The 20,021-nt window shown below is 70.1% G+C and carries 16 protein-coding genes; 7 read left to right on the forward strand and 9 right to left on the reverse strand.

Translation table 11 applies throughout. The annotated features are described in order from the left end of the window. Window positions 1-2: 2 nt before the first annotated feature. The 6 genes from ABZV42_RS09090 to ABZV42_RS09115 form a co-directional block, all read right to left on the reverse strand. A complete protein-coding gene (locus ABZV42_RS09090; protein WP_356051379.1) occupies window positions 3-599 on the reverse strand; it encodes a flavin reductase family protein in 597 nt (198 codons plus the stop codon). Next, a complete protein-coding gene (locus ABZV42_RS09095; RefSeq protein ID WP_355984385.1) occupies window positions 596-1,090 on the reverse strand; it encodes a hypothetical protein in 495 nt (164 codons plus the stop codon). The genes ABZV42_RS09090 and ABZV42_RS09095 overlap by 4 nt, the downstream gene beginning before the upstream one ends. Beyond that, window positions 1,090-1,650, reverse strand: a complete 561-nt coding sequence (locus ABZV42_RS09100) for an SRPBCC family protein (RefSeq protein ID WP_355984386.1) — start codon at window positions 1,648-1,650, stop codon at window positions 1,090-1,092. Before ABZV42_RS09100 ends, ABZV42_RS09095 begins: the two co-directional genes overlap by 1 nt. 2 nt (window positions 1,651-1,652) lie before the next feature. Further along, window positions 1,653-2,939, reverse strand: coding sequence for an aminotransferase class III-fold pyridoxal phosphate-dependent enzyme (locus ABZV42_RS09105; RefSeq protein WP_355984387.1), 1,287 nt, complete (start codon window positions 2,937-2,939; stop codon window positions 1,653-1,655). Between the two features lie 9 nt (window positions 2,940-2,948). Beyond that, window positions 2,949-4,085: an acyl-CoA dehydrogenase family protein gene (locus tag ABZV42_RS09110; protein ID WP_356051381.1), complete on the reverse strand. Its 1,137-nt coding sequence runs from the start codon at window positions 4,083-4,085 to the stop codon at window positions 2,949-2,951. A gap of 100 nt (window positions 4,086-4,185) precedes the next feature. Further along, window positions 4,186-5,784 (reverse strand): aldehyde dehydrogenase, encoded by a 1,599-nt coding sequence (locus ABZV42_RS09115; protein WP_355984457.1) that lies wholly within the window; start codon window positions 5,782-5,784, stop codon window positions 4,186-4,188. Between the two features lie 291 nt (window positions 5,785-6,075). Here ABZV42_RS09115 and ABZV42_RS09120 point away from each other — a divergent pair, with 291 nt between their 5' ends. Beyond that, complete coding sequence (locus tag ABZV42_RS09120; protein WP_356051383.1) at window positions 6,076-7,074, forward strand: DUF2156 domain-containing protein; 999 nt, start codon at window positions 6,076-6,078, stop codon at window positions 7,072-7,074. Window positions 7,075-7,176: 102 nt separating this feature from the next. Here the strand turns inward: ABZV42_RS09120 and ABZV42_RS09125 are convergent, their stop codons facing one another. Beyond that, window positions 7,177-7,938, reverse strand: coding sequence for an AfsR/SARP family transcriptional regulator (locus ABZV42_RS09125; protein ID WP_355984390.1), 762 nt, complete (start codon window positions 7,936-7,938; stop codon window positions 7,177-7,179). A gap of 1,021 nt (window positions 7,939-8,959) precedes the next feature. Continuing rightward, window positions 8,960-9,481, reverse strand: coding sequence for an ATP-binding protein (locus tag ABZV42_RS09130; RefSeq protein WP_355984391.1), 522 nt, complete (start codon window positions 9,479-9,481; stop codon window positions 8,960-8,962). Window positions 9,482-9,694: 213 nt separating this feature from the next. Here ABZV42_RS09130 and ABZV42_RS09135 point away from each other — a divergent pair, with 213 nt between their 5' ends. The 3 genes from ABZV42_RS09135 to ABZV42_RS09145 all read left to right on the forward strand — a co-directional run bounded on the left by ABZV42_RS09135 (window position 9,695) and on the right by ABZV42_RS09145 (window position 14,209). Then, a complete protein-coding gene (locus tag ABZV42_RS09135) occupies window positions 9,695-10,525 on the forward strand; it encodes a helix-turn-helix transcriptional regulator (protein ID WP_356051385.1) in 831 nt (276 codons plus the stop codon). Beyond that, window positions 10,522-10,734 (forward strand): DUF397 domain-containing protein, encoded by a 213-nt coding sequence (locus tag ABZV42_RS09140; RefSeq protein WP_356051387.1) that lies wholly within the window; start codon window positions 10,522-10,524, stop codon window positions 10,732-10,734. Before ABZV42_RS09135 ends, ABZV42_RS09140 begins: the two co-directional genes overlap by 4 nt. Window positions 10,735-10,990: 256 nt before the next feature. Further along, the gene (locus ABZV42_RS09145) at window positions 10,991-14,209 is read left to right on the forward strand and encodes an alpha-L-rhamnosidase (protein WP_355984394.1); all 3,219 of its coding nucleotides are present in this window, start codon (window positions 10,991-10,993) and stop codon (window positions 14,207-14,209) included. Between the two features lie 99 nt (window positions 14,210-14,308). Here ABZV42_RS09145 and ABZV42_RS09150 read toward each other — a convergent pair whose 3' ends face one another. Then, window positions 14,309-16,210: an ABC transporter ATP-binding protein gene (locus ABZV42_RS09150; RefSeq protein WP_355984458.1), complete on the reverse strand. Its 1,902-nt coding sequence runs from the start codon at window positions 16,208-16,210 to the stop codon at window positions 14,309-14,311. A 291-nt stretch (window positions 16,211-16,501) separates the two neighbouring features. Between ABZV42_RS09150 and ABZV42_RS09155 the strand changes: the two genes are divergently transcribed. From ABZV42_RS09155 to ABZV42_RS09165, 3 genes are all read left to right on the forward strand, one after another. After that, window positions 16,502-17,434 carry a lysylphosphatidylglycerol synthase transmembrane domain-containing protein gene (locus ABZV42_RS09155; protein ID WP_355984459.1) on the forward strand — a complete coding sequence of 311 codons (933 nt, stop codon included), beginning with the start codon at window positions 16,502-16,504 and terminating at the stop codon, window positions 17,432-17,434. A gap of 231 nt (window positions 17,435-17,665) precedes the next feature. Then, on the forward strand, window positions 17,666-18,430 hold the full coding sequence (locus ABZV42_RS09160) for a crotonase/enoyl-CoA hydratase family protein (RefSeq protein ID WP_356051389.1): 765 nt from the start codon (window positions 17,666-17,668) through the stop codon (window positions 18,428-18,430). A 502-nt stretch (window positions 18,431-18,932) separates the two neighbouring features. Continuing rightward, a complete protein-coding gene (locus tag ABZV42_RS09165) occupies window positions 18,933-20,018 on the forward strand; it encodes a mechanosensitive ion channel family protein (protein ID WP_355984396.1) in 1,086 nt (361 codons plus the stop codon). Window positions 20,019-20,021: the final 3 nt, after the last annotated feature.

A 20,021-nucleotide genomic window follows, 5' to 3' on the forward strand; every position in this document is an offset into this window, starting at 1 on the left:
GGTCAGCTCCGGTTGGTGTCGTCGGCCGGGTCGGAAGGGGCCGGTAGCCGGTGCAGGGTTCCGGCGAAGTTGAGCAGCGGGGTCTCCGCGGTACCGAGCCGGGCGTCGGTCACCAGACCGAGGACCAGTTCGTGGTCGCCGGCCCGCACGGTGCGCGTCACCGTGCACTGGAGCCAGCCGACGGCGCCGCCGAGCAGCGGCACCCCGTCCGCGGTGTTCCCCGCCCAGACGCCGCGGCCTGGGCGGATGAGTCCCTCGCCCCGGTCGGAGCGGGCGAAGTGCCGGGCCAGCGGATCCTGCCGGCTGCCCAGGACGTTGGCGGCGAAGGTGCCGGCCGCCAGCAGGGCGGCGAGGCCCTGGCTGTCCCGGCGCAGGGCGACCGAGACCATCGGCGGCTTCATCGAGGCGAGCGTCAGGGTGCTGACGGTGACGCCGTGGGTGCCCTCGTCACGGCCGCACGTCAGGACGGTCACCCCGGTGGCGAACTTCCGGGTGGTGGCGCGGACGGAGGCGGTGCGGCTGCCGGCCGGCCAGCGGGCGGCGCCGGTCCGCGTACCCGTGGACGTCGTACTCGCAGACGTCGCGCTCGGGGACGTCATGTCGTCGACCTCGCGTCGAGCTGCTCGATGAGGCGTGCGCGGTCGGCGGTGGAGGCGGCGAACTCGGACCTGAAGCGCTCGAACGGCGGGTTCGCCACCGGTTCGAAGTCCAGGGCGAAGGGCTTGAGGAAGTTGCCGAACAGGGCCCGGTCGCCGAAGAGATGGATGGGCAGCACGAGCAACGCCCACTCCGCGCCGAAGAGCCAGATCCAGGCGAGCGCGACGATCGTCTGCGTGGCCAGGCTGTGCATCGTGTTGTAGAGGACGTAGTAGGCCTTGGAGATCGCCTTGTCCTCGCTGCGGTGGTAGGCGATCGCGCCCGGGATGTAGCCGATGAGGTCGATGTAGAGGAAGAGGGCCACGGCCGGCAGCCACCGCACCTCGGTGATGTGCGCGAGGAAGAAGGCGACCGCGACGGCCAGACCAACCGCGTACTCGACGCGGATCAGCCGGTAGGTGACGGGCGTGTCGAAGGTGTTCTTGGCATCCATCAGATCGCCCCCACAGTGCTCACGGCGGACGCGTGGTGAGTGGTCCGCAGTTCCGCGGCGCGCTCGCGGGCCAGCTCGACGGCCCGCACGAGTGCCTCGTCGCCCATGACCTCCGCCTTGGGGAACAGGCTCGTGACGACCAGGCCGATCGTCTCGCGGAACACCCGTTCGGCGACCGGGTCGAGGATGCCCGCGAGGCTCGGGATCCCGAAGTCGAACTCGGTGTAGAAGTCGATCAGGCTGTCCTCGCCGTCGGCGCGGACCCGCCACGTACCCGCGAACTCGGCGAAATCCCCGTCGGTCTGGGTGAAGGCGATGCTCAGGCCGGCGCGGTCGAAGGTGTCCGTCTCGCTCCAGCGCAGGATGCCGTTGCGGAAGTACACCTCCCAGTCGCTGTGTTCCTCGGCGGCCCCGCCCGACGGTCCCGAGGCTGTCTGAGTGACCGTCACGGAGCGTACGACGGGTGAGAGTTCGGGATAGGCGGCGAAGTCCTTCACGCGGTCGAACGCATCGACGGGTGCGACGGCGACGGCGCGGATCGTGACCTGTGCGCTGCGCATGGTCAGACACCTCCTGAGGTCGGTGTGTAGCGGGCGGCCTGGATCCGGCAGGCACGGTCCATCGCCTCGTAGAGGAACTCCAGGTCCGCGCTGTCGAGCACGGCCGGCGGAGTGAGACGCAGGACCAGATGGGAGTTGAGCGAGTGGTTGGCGATGACGCCCTGCTGGATCAGCTCGATGAGCAGATCCCCGGCCGGTCCCGGCTCGGCGAACTCGATGCCGAGCATCAGCCCGCGCCCGCGTACCTCGCGCACCACCTCGCCGAAGTGGCCGGTGACGATCGAGCGCAGTTCGGTGAGGATCTCCTCGCCGAGTGTCCTGGAGCGGGTGACGAGGTCGTTGTCCTTGATCGCCTCGATGGCCCCGCGCGCGGCGGCCATGGCGAGCGGCGCGCCGGAGAAGGTGGAGGTGTGCAGATACGGGTCCTGGTCGAAGGCCTTGAACGCCACCGGGGTGGCCACGACCGCCGACACGGGAACGACGCCGCCGCTGAGCCCCTTGCCGACGAGCAGTACGTCCGGCACCACGCCCTCGGCGTCCGCGCCCCACCAGGTACCGAGCCTCCCCAGGCCGGTCTGGATCTCGTCCAGCACCAGGAGGGCGTCGAACTCCTTGCACAGCGCGGCGACTCGGGTCAGATAGCCGGCCGGCGGTATGACCACTCCGGCCTCGCCCTGCACAGGTTCCACGAAGACGCAGCCCTCGCCCGGAATGCGCGCGAGCACGTCCCGCAACGCCTCGGCGTCCCCGTAGGGCACGTGTGTCGTACCGGGCAGCAGCGGGCGGAAGGGGTCCTGGAAGAGGCTCTTCCCGGTGAGCGTCAGAGCGCCCATCGTCTTGCCGTGGTATCCGCCGTCGGTGGCGACGAGCCTCGTCCTGCCGAGGGTGCGAGCCAGTTTGATGGCCGTCTCCACCGCCTCGGCGCCCGAGCCCGCGAAGTGGACCCGGCTCAGGCCCTCCGGTACGACGGACACCAGGGCGTCGGCGGCGAGCGCGGCCTGCGGCTCCAGGAAGATGCGGGTGGCGACGGGGTGGGTGTGCAGTTGTTCGGCGACCCGGCGGATGACGGCGGGATGCCGCGCCCCGGTCAGAAAGACGCCGTAGCCACCGCAGTTGAGGAACGAGCGGCCGTCACTCGTGGTGACCCGGGCGCCCTCGGAGGCGACCTCGACATGGCCGCCGAACATCTCGCCGAGGGTGGCGCGGCCCTTGCTGAGCCGGTTGCGGTAGAGCCGTCCGAGCTCGTGGCGGTCCGGCAGGACGTCCGGTGCGAGAGGAGTGATCGTCACGGTGCCTCCTCAGGCCAGCCGCAGCGGCTTGCCCGCCACATGTTCGAGGAACGGGGCCTGGAAGCTCGCGCGGGACGGCGGGTGGAAGGTCAGTCCGTGCGAGACGGCCGCGAGGTAGGCGACGTCGGAGGAGTTGATGAAGGCCATGCCGCCCAGCAGCTCCACGGCCCGGTTCACCGCCTCGCCGAGCGCGTCCTGCACCGCGTAGCGGGCCACCAGGGTCTTCGCGAGCGCGTCGTTGCCCCGCTCGCCGTCCATCACCATCCGGGCGACGCCTTCGAGCAGCAGGTTCGCGGTCTCCAGTTTCGTGATCAGGTTCGACCGGTCCGACTCGCTGCCGCGGCCCGATCGGTACACGCGCTCCACCAGGGCGGAGACCATGCCCACGTACGCGGCGGAGATGAGCAGTTCGAACCAGATGAACCCGACGGTCTGGAGTTCGTCGAGTTCGCCGGCCTCCCCGAGTTCGGTCCGCATGATCAGCTGCTCGTCGACGAACACGTCCGTCAGCCGTACCTCGTTGCTCTCCGCGCCCGCCAGCGCCCAGCTCCGCCAGAACGGGTGGCTGGTGATGCCGTCGGTCAGGCGCGGCACCAGCAGCACCGCCATCTCCGAGCCTCCGTCGGGCTTGGGAAGCGCCACGCTCGCCGTCAGGAGGTCCATCGACTGCGAGAGGCTGCACGGCTTCTTCGAGCCGTTGATGACGAACCCGCCCTCCGCCGGCTTCGCCCGCATGGTCGGCGTGAGGATGCCCTGCGAGGGGTTCCCCTCGGCGAACCCGGAGGCGACCAGGAGGTTCTGCTCGGCGATGCCTTCGAGCAGCGCCCACTCCATGCCGCTGCTCTTGATGGAGTCAGCCAGCGTGAAAAGGGTGGCCACGGAGAAGTGGTGCATGGTGGTGGCGACGGCCAGCGAGGGCGAGACAGCGCCGATGGCCCGTACGACGGCGAGTGCCTGCAACGGGTCGGCGCCGGCGCCCTGGTACTCCTTCGGAATCACCAGACCCGGGCCCTTGGCGGTACGGAAGTGGGTGAGGCCGGGGCTCTCCGGCTTCTCCAGATCGGCGAACGGAATGTCATCGAGGTTCTTGAGCAGGCCGGGCAGATAGCTCTCGCAGATCTCCCGGGCCGCGTCCAGGGAACGCATGGGCTTCCTCAGGGTCGGTGGTCTTCTGGGATATGGAGACAAAGGAATACGGTGACAAAGGGATACGAGGACACAGCGCCGCGGACCGCCGCGGCCGGTGTCACCCGGACCGGCCGCCGCCGAAGACGGCCTCGCGGGGACGCGGTCCCTGGGGGCTGACGCTGACTCCCTGCACGTGGGAGGTGCGCAGGATCGGGTAGTTGGCCTCGCCGAACACTCCGCCGGTCAGACCCGTGCCGCCGTGCGTGGGCAGGTAGGGCAGGAAGCCGATGTGCGAGTCGTTCACCTTCAGCAGCCCGCCCTTGGTGACCCGCGCGGTGAACCGGTCGATCACCGAACGGTCGTCCGCCCAGAAGGAGTTGCGCAGCCCGTAGGCGTTGCTGTTGACCCAGTCGATGAACTTCTCCAGCAGTTCCTCGTCGTCGCCGTCGGCGCGTTCCGCGACGACCACCGGAAGCAGCGGGAAGAAGGTCTCGTGCGCCACCGCCTGTACGTCGCGTGCCCCTTCGAGACCGCGCACCAGGACGACGGTGGGTTCGAGGAAGATGCCGGAGGAGTCCCGGACTCCGTCGAGCTGCATCGCGTGGCCGCCGCAGACGAGTTCGGCGCCCGAGTCGAGGGCGTCCTGGAGGCAGGAGAAGAACTTCTCGTTCCGCAGCACCGGGGTGAGCAGTACGCCCTCGTCACCGGCGCGCCCCGGGCGTACCAGGGCGCTCTGGCGGGCGAGTTCGGCGGTCAGCGACTCGGCGACGTCGGGGTGGGCGAGCACCTGGTTGGGGATCATGCACAGCTGCCCTGAGCCGTAGAAGCTCTCGGTGAGCGCCTCGGCGGCCAGGGCGACGTCGGCGTCCTTCCAGACCACCACCACGTCGTTGCCCGCGAGTTCGAGGATCGGCTTCTTGCCGGCGGCGACGCAGCGCTCCTGGAACCGCAGGCCGTTCTCGCTGCTGCCGAAGTACATGATGTCGTCGACGTGCGGGCTGCTCAGCCAGGAGTTCAGCATCGGTCCCGGGTCGCCGCACACCACGCCGAGGGTGCCGGGCGGTGCCCCGACCTCCTCCAGCGCGGGCACCACCACCTCGTGCAGGACGTACATCACTCCGAGCGGCGCGCTGCGCGGGGCCCGTACGACCAGGGCGTTGCCCGCGAAGAGCGAGGTCACGCCGAGGAGCGCGCTCGAAAGTGGCGCGTTCTGGGGCGGGTTGAGGCAGACGACCCCGTCGGGCTGCCTGCGTACGGAGATCTCGCGGGCCCCGTGCCGGAATTCCTGGAGCATCTGTGTGCGGTAGAAGCCGAGCGACTCGGGTCCGAAGCACTCCAGCATGCCGGAGACCTGCCAGCGGGCGAGCGCCAGCGGGTGGCCCTCCTTCACCAGGATGTCGATGATCTCCCCGGCCCGCTCGGCCAGCCGGTCGTGCAGCAGCGTGCCGAGCTGTTCGAGGCGTACGTCCAGGGGCACGGCGGACCACTCGCGGCCGGCCCGGGCGGCGGCCTGGAGCGCGTGTTCGACCGTCTCGCGGTCCGCCTTCGCGACCCGGGCGACGATCGTGGGCGGCAGCTCGCCTCCGGCCGGACCGCCCTGCCACTGGCCGCGTTCCAGCTTCCGTTTCAGGGTCAGATTCGTGAACGCGTCGTCGAGCAGTGCCGCCGCGTCCAGGACGTAGACCCATTCCGTACTCGGAATGTTCTTTCCGTCCACATAGGAGAGATACGTCGAGGCCCCAGGGGCGAGAGTGACATCCTCATGGGTGAGCGGCGCACCCCCCGCCAATTGCGTGCCGTTCACACGGTCCCCGCTTTCTTCTAACGCTTCGTACAGCCGGCACATTCTTCTTCCGGCTGCGCTCAGTAATCTCCCAGCGGGGGCTGAGAGGGCCCTGAGACGGAGCTGAGACGACCGTTTCAGGAGCATCGAAGCCGGCAGTCCGAGAATCTGCGGGAAAGGGACGTGGATTTAAGTCCGTGTATGGCCTGGTGACAGGGGAGCGAGATGTCAACGACTGAGGAATCGGTAGCCTTCGACTCCGTTGCGCAGCCGCTACGGAAGTACGCCGAGAACGCGAGCGCCTTCCTGGCGACGAACACCGGGACCGAGTATTTCTTCGCACCCGGCACGGAGGGCTTCATCGCCTACCGCACGGCGGGCGGCTATCTGGTCCAGTTCGGCGGGGTGTTCGGTCCCGAAGGTGAACAGGAGAAGCTTCTCAACGCCTTCCTGGACTTTGCGCGCGGCAAGCGGCGCAAAGTCTGCGCCATCCAGCTCCAGCGCTCGGACGCTGATCTTTACGCACGCTGCGGATTCACCGTGAACCAGGTCGGATCATCGTTCTCTTTGCATTTGCCCGAGTTCACGCTCAAGGGCTCGAAGTTCATGAAGCTGCGCAATAAGATCTCCCGCGCCAAGCGCAGCGGCCTGAAGATCGACGAGGTCGCGTACGAGGACGTCGCCGGCGAGATCGCCGCACTCGACCAGCGCTGGCTGCGCAGCAAGGGCAAGCACGTCAAGGAGATCGAGTTCCTCGTCGGCCAGTGCGGCGGCCCCGCGCAGGGCGAACGCCGGCTGTTCGTCGGCCGCGTCGAGGGCGCCGTGGTCGCGTACATCTCCTACTCCCCCGCGTACGGCTCCCGTTCCGGCTGGCTGCACGACCTCAGCCGCCGCGACAACGAGGTGTCCCCGGGGGTGATGGAGGCGGTCAACGCCCACGCCATCGAGACCTTCCGTACCGAGGGCGCCGAGTGGCTCCACTTCGGCTTCACCCCGTTCACCCGCCTCGATCCCTCTGTCGAGGTCTCCGCCGCCAGTCCCGTGACGGGCTGGTTCATGCGTTTCCTCGCCGACCACGGAGAGAAGGTCTACCCCTCCGCCAGCCAGCTGGCGTACAAGGAGAAGTGGGCGCCGCAGCTGGTGCTGCCCGAGTATCTGGCCTTCCACGGGCGGGCCCGGTTCGGGGCGATCTGGCAGATCCTGCGGGTGACCAAGTCCGTCTGAGCCGGCCCCCGGACCCCCGGTGAAGCCGACGTCCCCTGGCCCGGCGCCGGGCCAGGGGACGTTCGTGACATCGCGCGACGCGGGTGCTTCGCCGGCGGCCGGCTACTTCGCCAGGGGCTCCTGGCGGAGGATTTCCTGGAACCTGGCGCGCAGGGAGTACCCCGGCTCCAGACCGAGCCCCTGGGAGAGCCGCTGCCTGGTGCGGTGGTACGCGTCGAGCGCCTCGGCCTGCCGGCCCGAGCTGTACAGCGCGGTGATCAGTTGCTCGCAGAAGCGCTCGCGCAACGGGTACTGGGCGTGCAACTGCTCCAGCTCCGTGATCACACTGCGGTGCATGCCGAGCACGAACTGGGCCTCGAAGAGCTGTTCGTAGGCCGTCAGCCGGGTCTCGGTGAAGCGGGTGGCGGCTATCCGGCACAGCATGCCGTGGCCGGTGTCGAGGAGCGCGGGGCCCCGCCACAGCGCGAGCCCGTCGGTGAGCAGCCGGACCGCGCCGCCGGGATCGGATTCCTGAAGGATCATCGCCCTGCGAACCAGGTCGCAGAAGTTCAGGGCGTCGATCTGACGGTCCGGCATCGAGAGTACGTAGCCGAAGTTCGAGGTGCCGATCAGATCACGTCGGCTGCCCATCCCGGTGCGTGCCGCGATAATTCGGCGTAATCGGGCCATGTGGCCGTGCAGTGAATTCTCTGCGTCGCGCGGAGGGTTCTCTCCCCACAGTTCGTCGATGAGGTCGTTTCGCGAGACGGGACGGTTCGGGGTGAGGGCGAGAGTCGCGACGATGGCGCGCAGCTTTTCCCCCGGAATCTTCAGCGATATATGCTCGTCGCTCATCTCCAACGAGCCCAGCAGATGGATCTCCATTTTCACTCCCACGTCTGAGTACTCAGCGCAGACACACCTCGGTGACGGGACAGCACTGTTCCGTCACGGCAAGGAGTGCAGGGGAATTTCGGCGCCGTGGTCGCGGCACCGAAATATCGACCGATCGACCGCGCCGGCTCCGGGATCTTGAGCCCGGAGATCAGACGCGGGAGAATCGAAACGAATGAGGAAATGGGACGGCATCCATCACAGCGGACGGCCTCGAGGGGCGTCCTGATCAATGATTCTCGTCTTGCCCCTTGAGGCACTTTCCGCACCACCGCAAGCGGTAGCGACTTCCCCCGTGTCAACCATGGCTCGAACATTATTCTCGTGCCCCGGGGCGGTCAACACGTGCGGGTCGCATCGGCGAGTCGGCCAAGCCCCCGAGTCGGCGGTCCGGCCGGCTCCGGAACTGGTCAACGAGTGGTAAAGACCGCTGGCGGGCATCGGCACGGCGCATTCGAACTGTGTGTCGAGAGTCGCTCACGCTCCGCATGGCACGTGACGCGCCTCACTTCGAATCAGAGGTGATCATGAAGCGTGCCTGCTCAGAGCGGACGTGTCTGTTCAAGGTTGAACTGTCGAAATAGGCCGGATCCGCACCGTGCCGCGGCCTCAGGCCGCGGCCCCGTCGGCCTCCATGGTCATGCGGGCCACGCCCTACGCCGCGGAGGATCTCCTCCGCCAGCGTGCCGGGTGTGGGTGTGTTCATGCGGCGTCCCTGCATCCCTCTGGTTCTCGATATCGCGTCGGTCCGCGACCTCTCACGCCCGGACCGTGGCAACAAAAAAGGCCCGGGTCGCGCACGAGGCGCTACCCAGGCCTTGCCTCCCGTCGAGCTGGACGCCGCCCGGCATCGCACAGGGCGACGACGACGGCATCCATAGGGAGTAACAATCCTGCGATCGAGATCGATCGAAAATGACTATACACGGGCAGAGTGGTACAGGTCGAACCCCTGCCGGCTGCCATGAGGAGCGTGGAGCCCAGGACGTTCACCACGGGAACGCTGAACAGATCAGGGAGGGGTCGGCCGGGCCCACCGCGCCGGCCCCGCGGTAGTAAAGCAGATCGGCGACGGACGCGGCGCCGACGGCGAGCTGCACGCGCCGTGCTGCGCCGACGAGGCCGGTGCGGGGAGGCGCACCTCCGCCCATACGGTCTTGCCGGGCGCCGCCGGGCGCGGGGCGACCCCCCAGTCGTCGGCGAGGGCGGCGACGAGGAGCAGGCCGTATCCGGACTCCCCGGCCGGGTGCGGCGCCGCCGGGACGGGAAGCCGCTCGGCCCGCGTGTCCGCGACCTCGACCCGAAGGACGGGCCCCGTCGCCGCGAGCCGGAGACGGAAGTCCCGGCCGGGGACATGACCGTGCCGGACGGCGTTCGCGGCGAGCTCCGCCGCGATCAGGGTGACCCTCTCGTTGGCCGGTGACGTGTACGGGTGGCCCCACTCGTTCAGCCGATGCGAGACGAGCCGCCGGGCGAGACGCGCGCCCCGCGGGGTCGACGTGAACCGCATCGCGAACTCCCGTGCGATCAGCATGCGTTGCGGCAGAGGGCTGTACGGAGGAATTTCCGGCTTCATGGGGAGAACGGTCGCGGCCCGTGCGTAGCTTTGAACAGGCGCGACGCGCGGACCGGTGCCTGTTGTACGTGACCGGTGCGTGGTTGTACGAGCGGCGAGGCGTGACCTGCCTCCCGCGCGGCGGGTTGACCGCGAGGTGTTCGGTGGCGGCGGGTACGGGAGGTGCCGGGCGTGGAGGAGCAGCGGGCGGAGGGTGAGTACGAGTCCGGGGCGGGCATCCTGCACGTGTTCGGGCGGCAGTTGAAGCTGTGCAGGGAGCGGGCCGGGCTCGACCGGACGGAACTGGGGGCGCGGACGGGGTACTCGGCCTCGACGATCGCCTCCTTCGAACAGGGGAGACGGATCCCGCCACCCAAGTTCATCGACCGCGCCGATGAAGTGCTGGACACGGGCGGGGTGTTGGGGGCGGGCAAGGAAGAGGTGGCGCGGGCCCAGTATCCGGCCTTCTTCCGGGACGCGGCCCGGTTGGAGACGGAGGCCGTCGAACTCCACGTCTATGCCAATCAGGCGGTGCCTGGACTCTTGCAGACGGGTGACTACGCACGCGCCGTATTCGCCATGCGACGCCCCTTGCTGGGTGATGAGATCGTCGAACAGCGGGTCGCCGCACGCCTGGCCCGGCAGGAGATCTTCGCCCGCATGCCGTTGCCCACGATCAGCTTCGTGATCGAGGAGTCAGTCCTACGGCGTCCCCTGGGCGGTCGGCCAGTGATGCGAGGCCAGTTGGAGCAGATGCTGCTCCACGGTCATCGGCGTAACGTCGAATTCCAGGTGATGCCCACGGAGTGCGAGGACCATGCCGGACTCGCGGGTCCGTTCACCTTGATCGAGACCTCGGAAGGGCGGAGGATCGCGTATGCGGAAGTGCACAAGGACAGCCGCCTCTACACGGAGCGGAAGTCGGTCCGAGAACTCGAAGAGCAGTACGGGATTCTGCGCGCCGAGGCACTCACCCCGCGCGAATCACTGGCCTTCGTCGAGAAGTTGCTAGGGGAGAGATGAACGCCGTGGACCCTGTTGCGATCGTGCCCGAGTCGGCCTGGAGCAAGAGCAGCTACAGCAGCGGCGAAGGGGGCGAGTGCGTCGAAATAGCCCCCTGGCAGGGCCTCACCCACGTACGGGACTCCAAGAACCCGGCGGGACCGGCGCTGCGCCTCGGCCCTCACGCCTGGACCGCGTTCGTCGACTTCGCTGCCCGGCACGCCTGTTGAGGTGAAACGCGCGCTTCGTCGTGCCCCGTGACCGCCACGACCGGTCCCGGGGTGCGACGGAATCTTCAGGCCCGCCGATTGAAACGTTCAATCCCCAAGGGTCACGAACCAGCCAGATCTCGTTGATGACACGAATCAACGGCACCGGATCGCGGAAATACCCTGCGCACTCATTGACCCCTCCCCCACGCACCCCTACCTTCACCGACGTGAATCGATTCATAGCGATGCACAACTCCTAGGTGAGGGGCCGCAATTGATCAGCAGGAGGAACATCCTGGCGGGCGCGGCGGGTGCCGTCGCCGCGACGGCCGCCGGAACGGGACCGGCCACCGCCGCGCCCACGTCCGCACCGGCGTCGACGTCCGCGTCGGCCGCGCGGCGCGGAGCACCTCGCGTCACCACCCCGACCGTCGAATACGTCGACCGCCCCTTGGGCCTCGACGCCCGACACCCTCGGCTGAGCTGGCCGATGACCTCGGACAAGCCGGGGATGCGCCAGGCCGCTTACCAGATCCGTGTCGCCTCCAGCGCGTCGGGCCTGTCGCATCCGGACGTCTGGGACAGCGGGAAGGTGACGTCGGAGGATTCCGTCCTCGTCCCGTACGCCGGTCCTCAACTCGCGCCGAGAACCCGCTACTTCTGGTCCGTACGGGTCTGGGACACCGACGGCGCGGCCTCCGGCTGGAGTGCGCCGTCCTGGTGGGAGACCGGGCTCATGGACCGTGCGCAGTGGTCGGCGGACTGGGTCTCCGCTCCCCCGGTCCTCACGGACGCGCCCTCCCTCGAAGGCAGTTCCTGGATCTGGTTCCCCGAGGGGGACCCGGCGAGCAGCGCCCCGGCGGCCACACGGTGGTTCCGGCGGGTCGTCGACATCCCCGACGGGGTCACGGCGGCGAAGATCGCCATCAGCGCTGACAACGTTTTCTCGCTCTCCGTGAACGGCGCCGAAGTCGCCCGTACCGACCTGGCGACGGACAACGAGGACTGGCGCCGTCCGGCCGTCGTCGACGTGCTCGGACGGCTGCGCCCCGGCCGGAACGTCCTCGCGGTCGCGGCGGCCAACGCGACGGTGGGGCCCGCCGGTCTGGTCGCCGTGCTCAGCCTGACCACGGCCTCCGGTGAGCGGCGGATCGTCACCGACACCTCCTGGAAGGCGGCGGACGCCGAGCCTGCGGGCGACTGGCGCGGGGACGGCTTCGACGACAGCGGCTGGCCGGCGGCGAAGCCGGCCGCCGCCTGGGGAGCGGGCCCCTGGGGCAGGGTCGTCCCGGCGTCGTTCGCCGCCAACCAGCTGCGGCACGCGTTCACGCTGCCGGACAAGAAGGTGGCCCGCGCCCGCCTGTACGCCACGGCCCTCGGCCTGTACGAGGCACACCTCAACGGCAGCCGGGTGGGCCGCGACCAGCTCGCCCCCGGCTGGACCGACTACCGCGAACGCGTCCAGTACCAGACGTACGACGTCACCTCCCTGCTTCGGCCCGGCGCCAACGCCATCGGCGCGTACGTGGCACCGGGCTGGTACGCGGGCAACGTCGGCATGTTCGGGCCCCACCAGTACGGTGAACGCCCGGCGCTGCTGGCGCAGTTGGAGGTCGAGTACGCCGACGGGACGAGTGAGCGCGTCACTTCGGGCACGGACTGGCGGGCGTCGGCCGGGCCGATCGTCGCGGCCGACCTGCTCGGCGGTGAGACCTACGACGCGCGGATGGAGACCGCCGGCTGGACGTCACCCGGTTTCGACGACCGGACCTGGCTCGCGGTCCGTGCGGCGGGCGACGGCGCGCCCGGCCGGATCGTCGCGCAGGTCGACGGCCCGGTGCGCGTGGCCGGTGAACGGCCCCCGGAGAAGGTGACCGAGCCGGCGCCGGGGGTCTTCGTCTTCGACCTGGGCCAGAACATGGTCGGTTCGGTCCGGCTGAAGGTCTCGGGCGACGCCGGGACGACCGTGCGGATGAGACACGCCGAGGTCCTCAACCCGGACGGAACCCTGTACACCGCGAACCTGCGCTCCGCCGCGGCGACGGACACGTACACCCTGAAGGGTGGCGGAGAGGAGACGTACGAGCCGCGCTTCACCTTCCACGGGTTCCGCTACGTCGAGCTCACCGGGTTCCCCGGCACTCCCACAGCGCAGGCCGTGACCGGCCGTGTCATGCATACGTCGGCGCCCTTCACCCTTGAGTTCGAGACCGACGTACCGATGCTCAACCAGCTTCACAGCAACATCACCTGGGGTCAGCGCGGCAACTTCCTGTCCGTCCCGACGGACACCCCCGCACGCGACGAGCGGCTCGGCTGGACCGGCGACATCAACGTCTTCGCGCCGACGGCCGCCTACACGATGGAGTCGGCCCGCTTCCTCGCCAAGTGGCTCGTGGACCTGCGCGACGGCCAGACCGCGGACGGCGCGTTCACCGATGTGGCGCCCATGGTCGGAACGGTCGGCAACGGCGTCGCGGGCTGGGGCGACGCGGGTGTCACCGTCCCCTGGTCGCTGTACCAGGCGTACGGGGACCGGCAGGTCCTGGCCGACGCCTGGCCCTCCGTCCAGGCCTGGCTGGGCTACCTGGAGCGGCACAGCGACCGTCTGCTGCGGCCGGCGGACGGATACGGGGACTGGCTGAACGTCTCGGACGAGACACCCAAGGACGTCGTCGCCACCGCGTACTTCGCGCACAGCGCCGATCTCGCGACCCGGATGGCGGGCGAGCTCGGCGAGGACCCGGCGCCCCACGCGAGTCTCTTCGCGCGCGTCCGCGAGGCGTTCCAGAACGCCTACGTCGGCGCAGACGGGAGGGTGAAGGGCGACACACAGACGGCGTACGTGCTCGCCCTGTCGATGAACCTGCTGCCGGACGGCCTGCGCACGGCGGCGGCCGGCCGCCTCGTGGATCTGATCCGCGCGAAGGACTGGCACCTGTCGACCGGCTTCCTCGGCACGCCCCGGCTGCTGCCCGTCCTGACCGACACCGGGCACACCGACGTCGCCTACCGGCTGCTCGGGCAGCGTTCCTTCCCGAGCTGGGGCTACCAGATCGACAAGGGCTCCACCACGATGTGGGAACGCTGGGACTCCATCCGGCCCGACGGCAGCTTCCAGACCCCGGGCATGAACTCCTTCAACCACTACGCCTACGGCTCGGTCGGCGAGTGGATGTACGCCAACATCGCCGGAATCTCGCCGGGCCGCCCCGGTTACCGGGAGATCGTCGTACGCCCCCGGCCGGGCGGTGACGTCACCTCCGCCCGTGCCACGTTCACCTCGGTGTACGGACCCGTCTCCACGCACTGGCGGCAGGGCTCCGGCGGTTTCGACCTGACCTGTGCCGTGCCCGCCAACACCACGGCCGAGGTGTGGATCCCCGCGACCGGACCGGACGCGGTCTCCCACACCCGGGCGACCTTCCTGCGTGCAGAGGACGGCTGCGCGGTGTACCGGGTCGGCTCCGGCCGCCACCGGTTCACCGCCTGACCGGACGGCCCTGGAAGGACGGGAGGGGGTGCCCGCCGTACACCGGCGGACACCCCCTCCCGTCCTGTCGCGGCCCGGCCCGGCCCGCGCGCACGGTGCCTACGGCGTCGCGTCCACGGCGACCGCGATCTCCTCGGCGTCCGCCCGCGCGGACCTGAACTGCGTCCGGTACAGCTCCGCGTAGCGCCCGTCCACCTCAAGCAGATCCTCGTGGGTGCCCCGCTCCACGATCCGGCCGGCCTCGACCACGAGGATCAGGTCGGCGGCCCGCACCGTCGACAGCCGGTGCGCGATGACGATGGCGGTGCGGCCCTCGAGGGCCTCGGTGAGCGCCTCCTGGACGGCCGCCTCCGAGGTGTTGTCGAGGTGGGCGGTGGCCTCGTCCAGGATGACGACCCGCTGGCGGGCGAGCAGCAGCCTGGCGATGGTCATGCGCTGGCGCTCGCCGCCGGAGAGCCGGTAGCCGCGTTCGCCGACCACGGTTTCGAGGCCGTCGGGCAGGGACCGTACGAGATCTTCGAGACGGGCCCGGCCCAGTACGTCCCACAGTTCGTCCTCGGTCGCCCCCGGCCGCGCGAGGAGCAGGTTCTCGCGGACGGATTCGTGGAAGAGGTGACCGTCCTGCGTGACCATGCCGAGGGTCGCACGCATCGAGTCGGCGCTGAGGTCGCGGACGTCGACCCCGCCGATGCGCACGGCGCCCGCGTCGGTGTCGTACAGGCGGGGCAGCAGTTGCGCGATGGTCGACTTGCCGGCGCCGGAGGAGCCGACGAGCGCGATGGTCTGACCGGGATCGGCACGGAAGGAGATGCCGTGCAGGACCTCGTCGCCGCCCCGGGTGTCGAGGGCGGCGACCTCCTCCAGGGAGGCGAGGGAGACCTTGTCGGCGGACGGGTAGGCGAAGCGGACGTCGTCGAACTCGACGGACGCGGGACCCTCCGGGACCGCCCGGGGCTCCGGCTTCTCCTCGATGAGCGGCTTCAGGTCGAGCACCTCGAAGACACGCTCGAAGCTGACCAGGGCGCTCATCACCTCGACGCGCGCCCCGGCCAGCGAGGTGAGCGGCGCGTACAGACGGGTGAGCAGCAGCGCCAGCGAGACGACGGCGCCCGGCTCCAGGGTGCCCTTCAGCGTGAACCAGCCGCCGAGCCCGTAGACGAGGGCGAGCGCCAGGGCCGACACGAGGGTCAGGGCGGTGATGAAGGCGGACTGTGCCATCGCCGTACGCACCCCGATGTCCCGCACCCGCCGGGCCCTCGCCGCGAACTCGGCGGACTCCTCCCCGGGCCGCCCGAAGAGCTTGACGAGGGTGGCGCCGGGCGCGGAGAAACGTTCGGTCATCCGGGTGCCCATGGAGGCGTTGAGGTCCGCGGCCTCTCGCTGGAGCCTGGCCATGCGGCTGCCCATCCGCCGGGCTGGGAGCACGAACACCGGCAGCAGGACCAGCGCGAGCAGAGTGATCTGCCAGCTCAGGGTGAGCATCACGACCAGGGTGAGCAGCAGCGTCACCACGTTGCTGACGACTCCGGACAGGGTGTTGCTGAACGCGCGCTGGGCGCCGATGACGTCGTTGTTGAGTCGACTGACGAGCGCGCCCGTACGTGTACGTGTGAAGAACGCGACCGGCATGCGCTGCACATGATCGAAGACAGCCGTCCGAAGATCGAGGATGAGTCCCTCGCCGAGCGTCGACGAGAGCCAGCGGGCCAGAATCCCGAAGCCCGCCTCGGCGAGCGCGATGACGGCGATGAGCACGGAAAGACGGATGACTGTGCTCTCGGCCCCGTGGGCCACGATGGTGTTCACGACGTGCCCCGCGAGCACCGGCGTCGCGACGGCCAGCAGCGCTGTCACCACACTGAGGAGGACGAACTGCGCGATACGGCGGCGGTGCGGGCGGGCGAAGGCGGCGATGCGGCGCAGCGTCGCACGGTCGAAGGGACGACGCTCCTGCTGGGCGTTCATGACACTGTGCAACTGTGTCCAGGCTGTGGTCTCCATGCTCATAAAAGAGACAGTAGGACCTCAAGCGTTGTTGAGGTCAACGGGCCCGGTCGGGAGTACTCGCACGGGCGGTCCCTCGTACGGGAGCGTTCGCGCCGGCGGTCCCCCGTGGACACCGGGTCCGAGGCCGGCGCCGGGCTTCCGAGGCCCGCGTCTCCCGCGGCTTGCCCCGGGTGTCAGCCGCCGTCCCCGCGCCCGCAACCTCACGTTGGTGCGGTGTGGAAAGCCTCTCCCGATGTGACAGCCGTACGACTTCCCCGGGCGCTGCCCCGGCTCCCCCGTCGACTCATCCTGCGGCCCGCCGTCCGGCCGGTCCTTTGCCTGCTCCCGCTCGCACTGGTCCTGGTGGTGGCCGCACGCCACCGGTCCGTGCTCGCCGAGGGCTTCGGTCAGCTGAGGTCTGCCGAGTGGCCCTGGCTCATCGCCGCGGCCGCCGCGACCTGCCTGACCTGGGTCGCCGCGGCCGTGACCCGCCAGGGCGCCGTCATGGAACGGCTGCCCGCCCGCCGACTGCTGGCCACGCAGTTCGCGGCGGGCGCCGCGAACCATCTGCTGCCGACGGGGCTCGGCGCCGGGGCGGTCAATCTCCGGTTCATGACGGTGTGCGGGGTGCCGCTGGCCCGCTCGTCGGCCGCGCTGGCGCTTTATCTGATGGCCGAGTCGGTCGCCCGGCTGACCCTGCTCCTCGGCCTGCTGATCGCGTTCCCCGATGCGCTACGGGTCGACGGCCTGCTTCCGGACGGAGCGGTCGGGCCACTGCTGCTCGGCGTCGTCCTGGCCCTGTGCGCCGCGCTGGCGGTGCTCGCTCTCGTACGACGGCTGCGCACGGCAGTGTTCTCCTTCCTGCGCACCGCCTTCGGGGAGGCCCGCTCGGTGCACACCCGCCCGTCCCGGGCCATCGCCCTGTGGGGCGGCTCGCTCGCCTTCCCGCTGCTCCAGGCCGCCGGACTGGCCTCGGTGGGACGGGCGCTCGGCCTTCAGGTGTCGCCCACGCACATGATGATCGCGTATCTGGCGGCGACGATCGCGGTCGCGATGGTGCCGACGCCCGGCGGGCTCGGTTCGGTGGAGGCCGCGCTGGTGGTGGCCCTGGTCGCGGCGGGCGGCCCGGTGGCCGTGGCGACCGCGGTGGTGCTGGCCTACCGGATCATCACGGTGTGGGTGCCGCTGGTACCGGGGGCGCTCACGCTCGGCGTGCTGGTCCGGTGGAAGGTGATCTGACGCGCGGGAGCCGAAGCTCCGGGGCGGGATCGGCGCGTCACCCCCGGACCGGGCGTCACACCCCGGACGCTCGTCACCCCGGACTGCGCGTCGCCCCAAACGGCACGTCGCCCCGGACAGCGCGGAGCCCCGGGCCCCGCCCCCGGACCGTGCGTCGCGCCGCGTGCTGTGATACCGAGGAGTAACCACGGCGTGCGGTGTGGCGCGCCGGCCGCCGAAAGGGACAGCGCGATGCCGGTCCGTATCGAACGTCAGGGTCACGTCACCACCGTCGTCCTCTCCCGGCCCGCGGCCCGCAACGCGGTGGACGGGCCGACCGCCGCCGAACTCGCGGACGCCTTCCGCAAGTTCGAGGCCGACGAGACGGCGCGCGTGGCCGTGCTCTGGGGCGAGGGCGGCACCTTCTGCGCGGGCGCGGACCTCAAGGCCATCGGCAGCGAGCACGGCAACGAGGTCGCCGAGGACGGTGACGGGCCGATGGGTCCCACCCGGCTGCGCCTGACCAAGCCGGTGATCGCCGCGATCGCGGGTCACGCCGTGGCCGGCGGCCTGGAGCTGGCGCTCTGGTGCGATCTGCGCGTCGCCGAGGAGGACGCCGTCTTCGGCGTGTTCTGCCGCCGCTGGGGTGTGCCGCTGATCGACGGGGGCACGGTACGGCTGCCCCGGCTCATCGGCACGAGCCGGGCGATGGACATGATTCTCACCGGCCGCCCGGTCGAGGCCCGTGAGGCGTACGAGATGGGGCTCGCGAACCGTCTCGTCCCGGTCGGCCGGGCCCGCGCCGAGGCCGAGCGGCTGGCCGCCGAGATCGCCGGCTTCCCGCAGTCCTGTCTGCGCAGCGACCGCGCCTCGGTCCTCGACCAGGAAGGCCTGATCGAGAAGGAGGCCATGCGGACCGAACTCCTTTACGGCATGGGCGTACTGGAGGAGAGCATGGAGGGTGCGGCCCGGTTCGCGTCCGGTGCGGGCCGGCACGGTGCCTTCGGCGATGTGTGACACCGGTGGCGGGCACTCGGCCGTGACACCGGCAGAGGCCCGCCCGGCGAAAGCCCGTCCGTCAAGAGCCCGCCCCCGTGAAAACCCGCCCCGGTGAAGGGCCGTTGGCGGGGGCGCCTTCGCCAGGAACCCTGCCCGGCATCCCCGGCCAAAGCCCGCCCGGCGAAAGTCCGTCCGGAGAAAGGCCGTTGGCGGGGGCGCCTTCACCGGAGGGCTGCCCGGCGCCGGGGCAGACCACGAGAGCGGCTCCGGGGTCCGTCCGGCCAGACCGGTCACGGCAGTTGGCCGGGCCGGCCGTCGTAGGTCCTCAAGAGTGCTGTCCGGCAGGGGTGGTGACGGAGGGGTAAGTGGATGCGGCAGGATGAGCGGTCCTCCCGGGCGAAGACGATCACCCGTCCGGGCATGATCGCGCGTTCCCGGATTCGAGCAGGTGGCAAGTGACGACACAGCACATTCGGCCCGAGGGCCCTCCCCCCGGTCCCGGCCCGCGAGGAGGCCGTCGATGAAGCGCTCCGTCACCCTGGACGACCTGATGATCGCCGGAATAGCGGTGGCCGCCGGACTGCTTGCGGCGTTCCTGCTGCGGATGCTGCTGCGCTGGCTCGGCAAGCACGCCGAGCGCACCCGCTGGAGCGGCGACGACATCATGGTGGACGCGCTGCGCACCGTCGTGCCGTGGTCCGCGGTGGCCGCGGGCGTCGCCGCGGCCGCCGCGGTGCTTCCGCTGACCGCGCCGGTCGGCCGCACCGTCAACCGGTCGCTGACCGTCCTGCTCATCCTGGTCACGACGATCACCGCGGCGCGGCTGATCACCGGCCTGGTCCGGTCGGTGACCCAGTCCCGCTCGGGTGTCGCCGGTTCGGCCACCATCTTCGTCAACATCACCCGGGTCGTGGTGCTGGCGATCGGTTTCCTGGTCGTCCTCCAGACCCTGGGGATCTCGATCGCGCCCCTGCTGACCGCCCTGGGCGTGGGCGGTCTGGCCGTCGCCCTCGCGCTCCAGGACACCCTCGCCAACCTCTTCGCGGGCGTGCACATCCTCGCGTCGAAGACGATCCAGCCGGGCGACTACATCCAGCTGAGCAGCGGCGAGGAGGGTTACGTCGTCGACATCAACTGGCGCAACACCACGGTCCGTCAGCTGTCCAACAACCTGGTCATCATCCCCAACGCCCAGCTCTCGGGCACCAACATGACCAACTTCACCCGGCCCGAGCAGCGGATGACGCTCACCGTGCAGGTGGGCGTCGGCTACGACAGCGACCTCGACCACGTCGAGCGGGTCACGAACGAGGTCGTCGCCCAGGTGATGACCGGGATCGACGGCGCTGTCCCGGAGCACGAACCCGCCGTGCGTTTCCACACCTTCGGCGACTCGCGCATCGGTCTCACCGTGATCCTCGGGGTGGGCGAGTTCAGCGACCAGTACCGGATCAAGCACGAGTTCATCAAGCGCCTGCACAAGCGCTACCGGGACGAGGGCATCCGGATTCCGTCGCCCGCCCGGACGGTCGCGCTCCAGCCGGGCGGTGCCGGCTTCCTGGAGACCGTCATACCGCATCAGCGCGAGGCCGCGAAGCGGCCCTGAGAC

It is taken from the genome of Streptomyces sp. NPDC005281, from assembly GCF_040607495.1.
In the GTDB taxonomy this organism is placed as follows: Bacteria; Actinomycetota; Actinomycetes; order Streptomycetales; family Streptomycetaceae; genus Streptomyces.

Excerpts from the sequence above, each read along its gene's own strand:
- ABZV42_RS09120 (WP_356051383.1), top strand. The coding sequence starts at position 6,076 with ATGTCAACGACTGAGGAATCGGTAGCCTTCGACTCCGTTGCGCAGCCG.
- ABZV42_RS09110 (WP_356051381.1), bottom strand. The coding sequence starts at position 4,085 with ATGCGTTCCCTGGACGCGGCCCGGGAGATCTGCGAGAGCTATCTGCCC.
- ABZV42_RS09150 (WP_355984458.1), bottom strand. The coding sequence starts at position 16,210 with ATGGAGACCACAGCCTGGACACAGTTGCACAGTGTCATGAACGCCCAG.
- ABZV42_RS09125 (WP_355984390.1), bottom strand. The coding sequence starts at position 7,938 with ATGGAGATCCATCTGCTGGGCTCGTTGGAGATGAGCGACGAGCATATA.
- ABZV42_RS09140 (WP_356051387.1), top strand. The coding sequence starts at position 10,522 with ATGAACGCCGTGGACCCTGTTGCGATCGTGCCCGAGTCGGCCTGGAGC.
- ABZV42_RS09160 (WP_356051389.1), top strand. The coding sequence starts at position 17,666 with ATGCCGGTCCGTATCGAACGTCAGGGTCACGTCACCACCGTCGTCCTC.
- ABZV42_RS09165 (WP_355984396.1), top strand. The coding sequence starts at position 18,933 with ATGAAGCGCTCCGTCACCCTGGACGACCTGATGATCGCCGGAATAGCG.
- ABZV42_RS09090 (WP_356051379.1), bottom strand. The coding sequence starts at position 599 with ATGACGTCCCCGAGCGCGACGTCTGCGAGTACGACGTCCACGGGTACG.
- ABZV42_RS09095 (WP_355984385.1), bottom strand. The coding sequence starts at position 1,090 with ATGGATGCCAAGAACACCTTCGACACGCCCGTCACCTACCGGCTGATC.
- ABZV42_RS09100 (WP_355984386.1), bottom strand. The coding sequence starts at position 1,650 with ATGCGCAGCGCACAGGTCACGATCCGCGCCGTCGCCGTCGCACCCGTC.
- ABZV42_RS09130 (WP_355984391.1), bottom strand. The coding sequence starts at position 9,481 with ATGCTGATCGCACGGGAGTTCGCGATGCGGTTCACGTCGACCCCGCGG.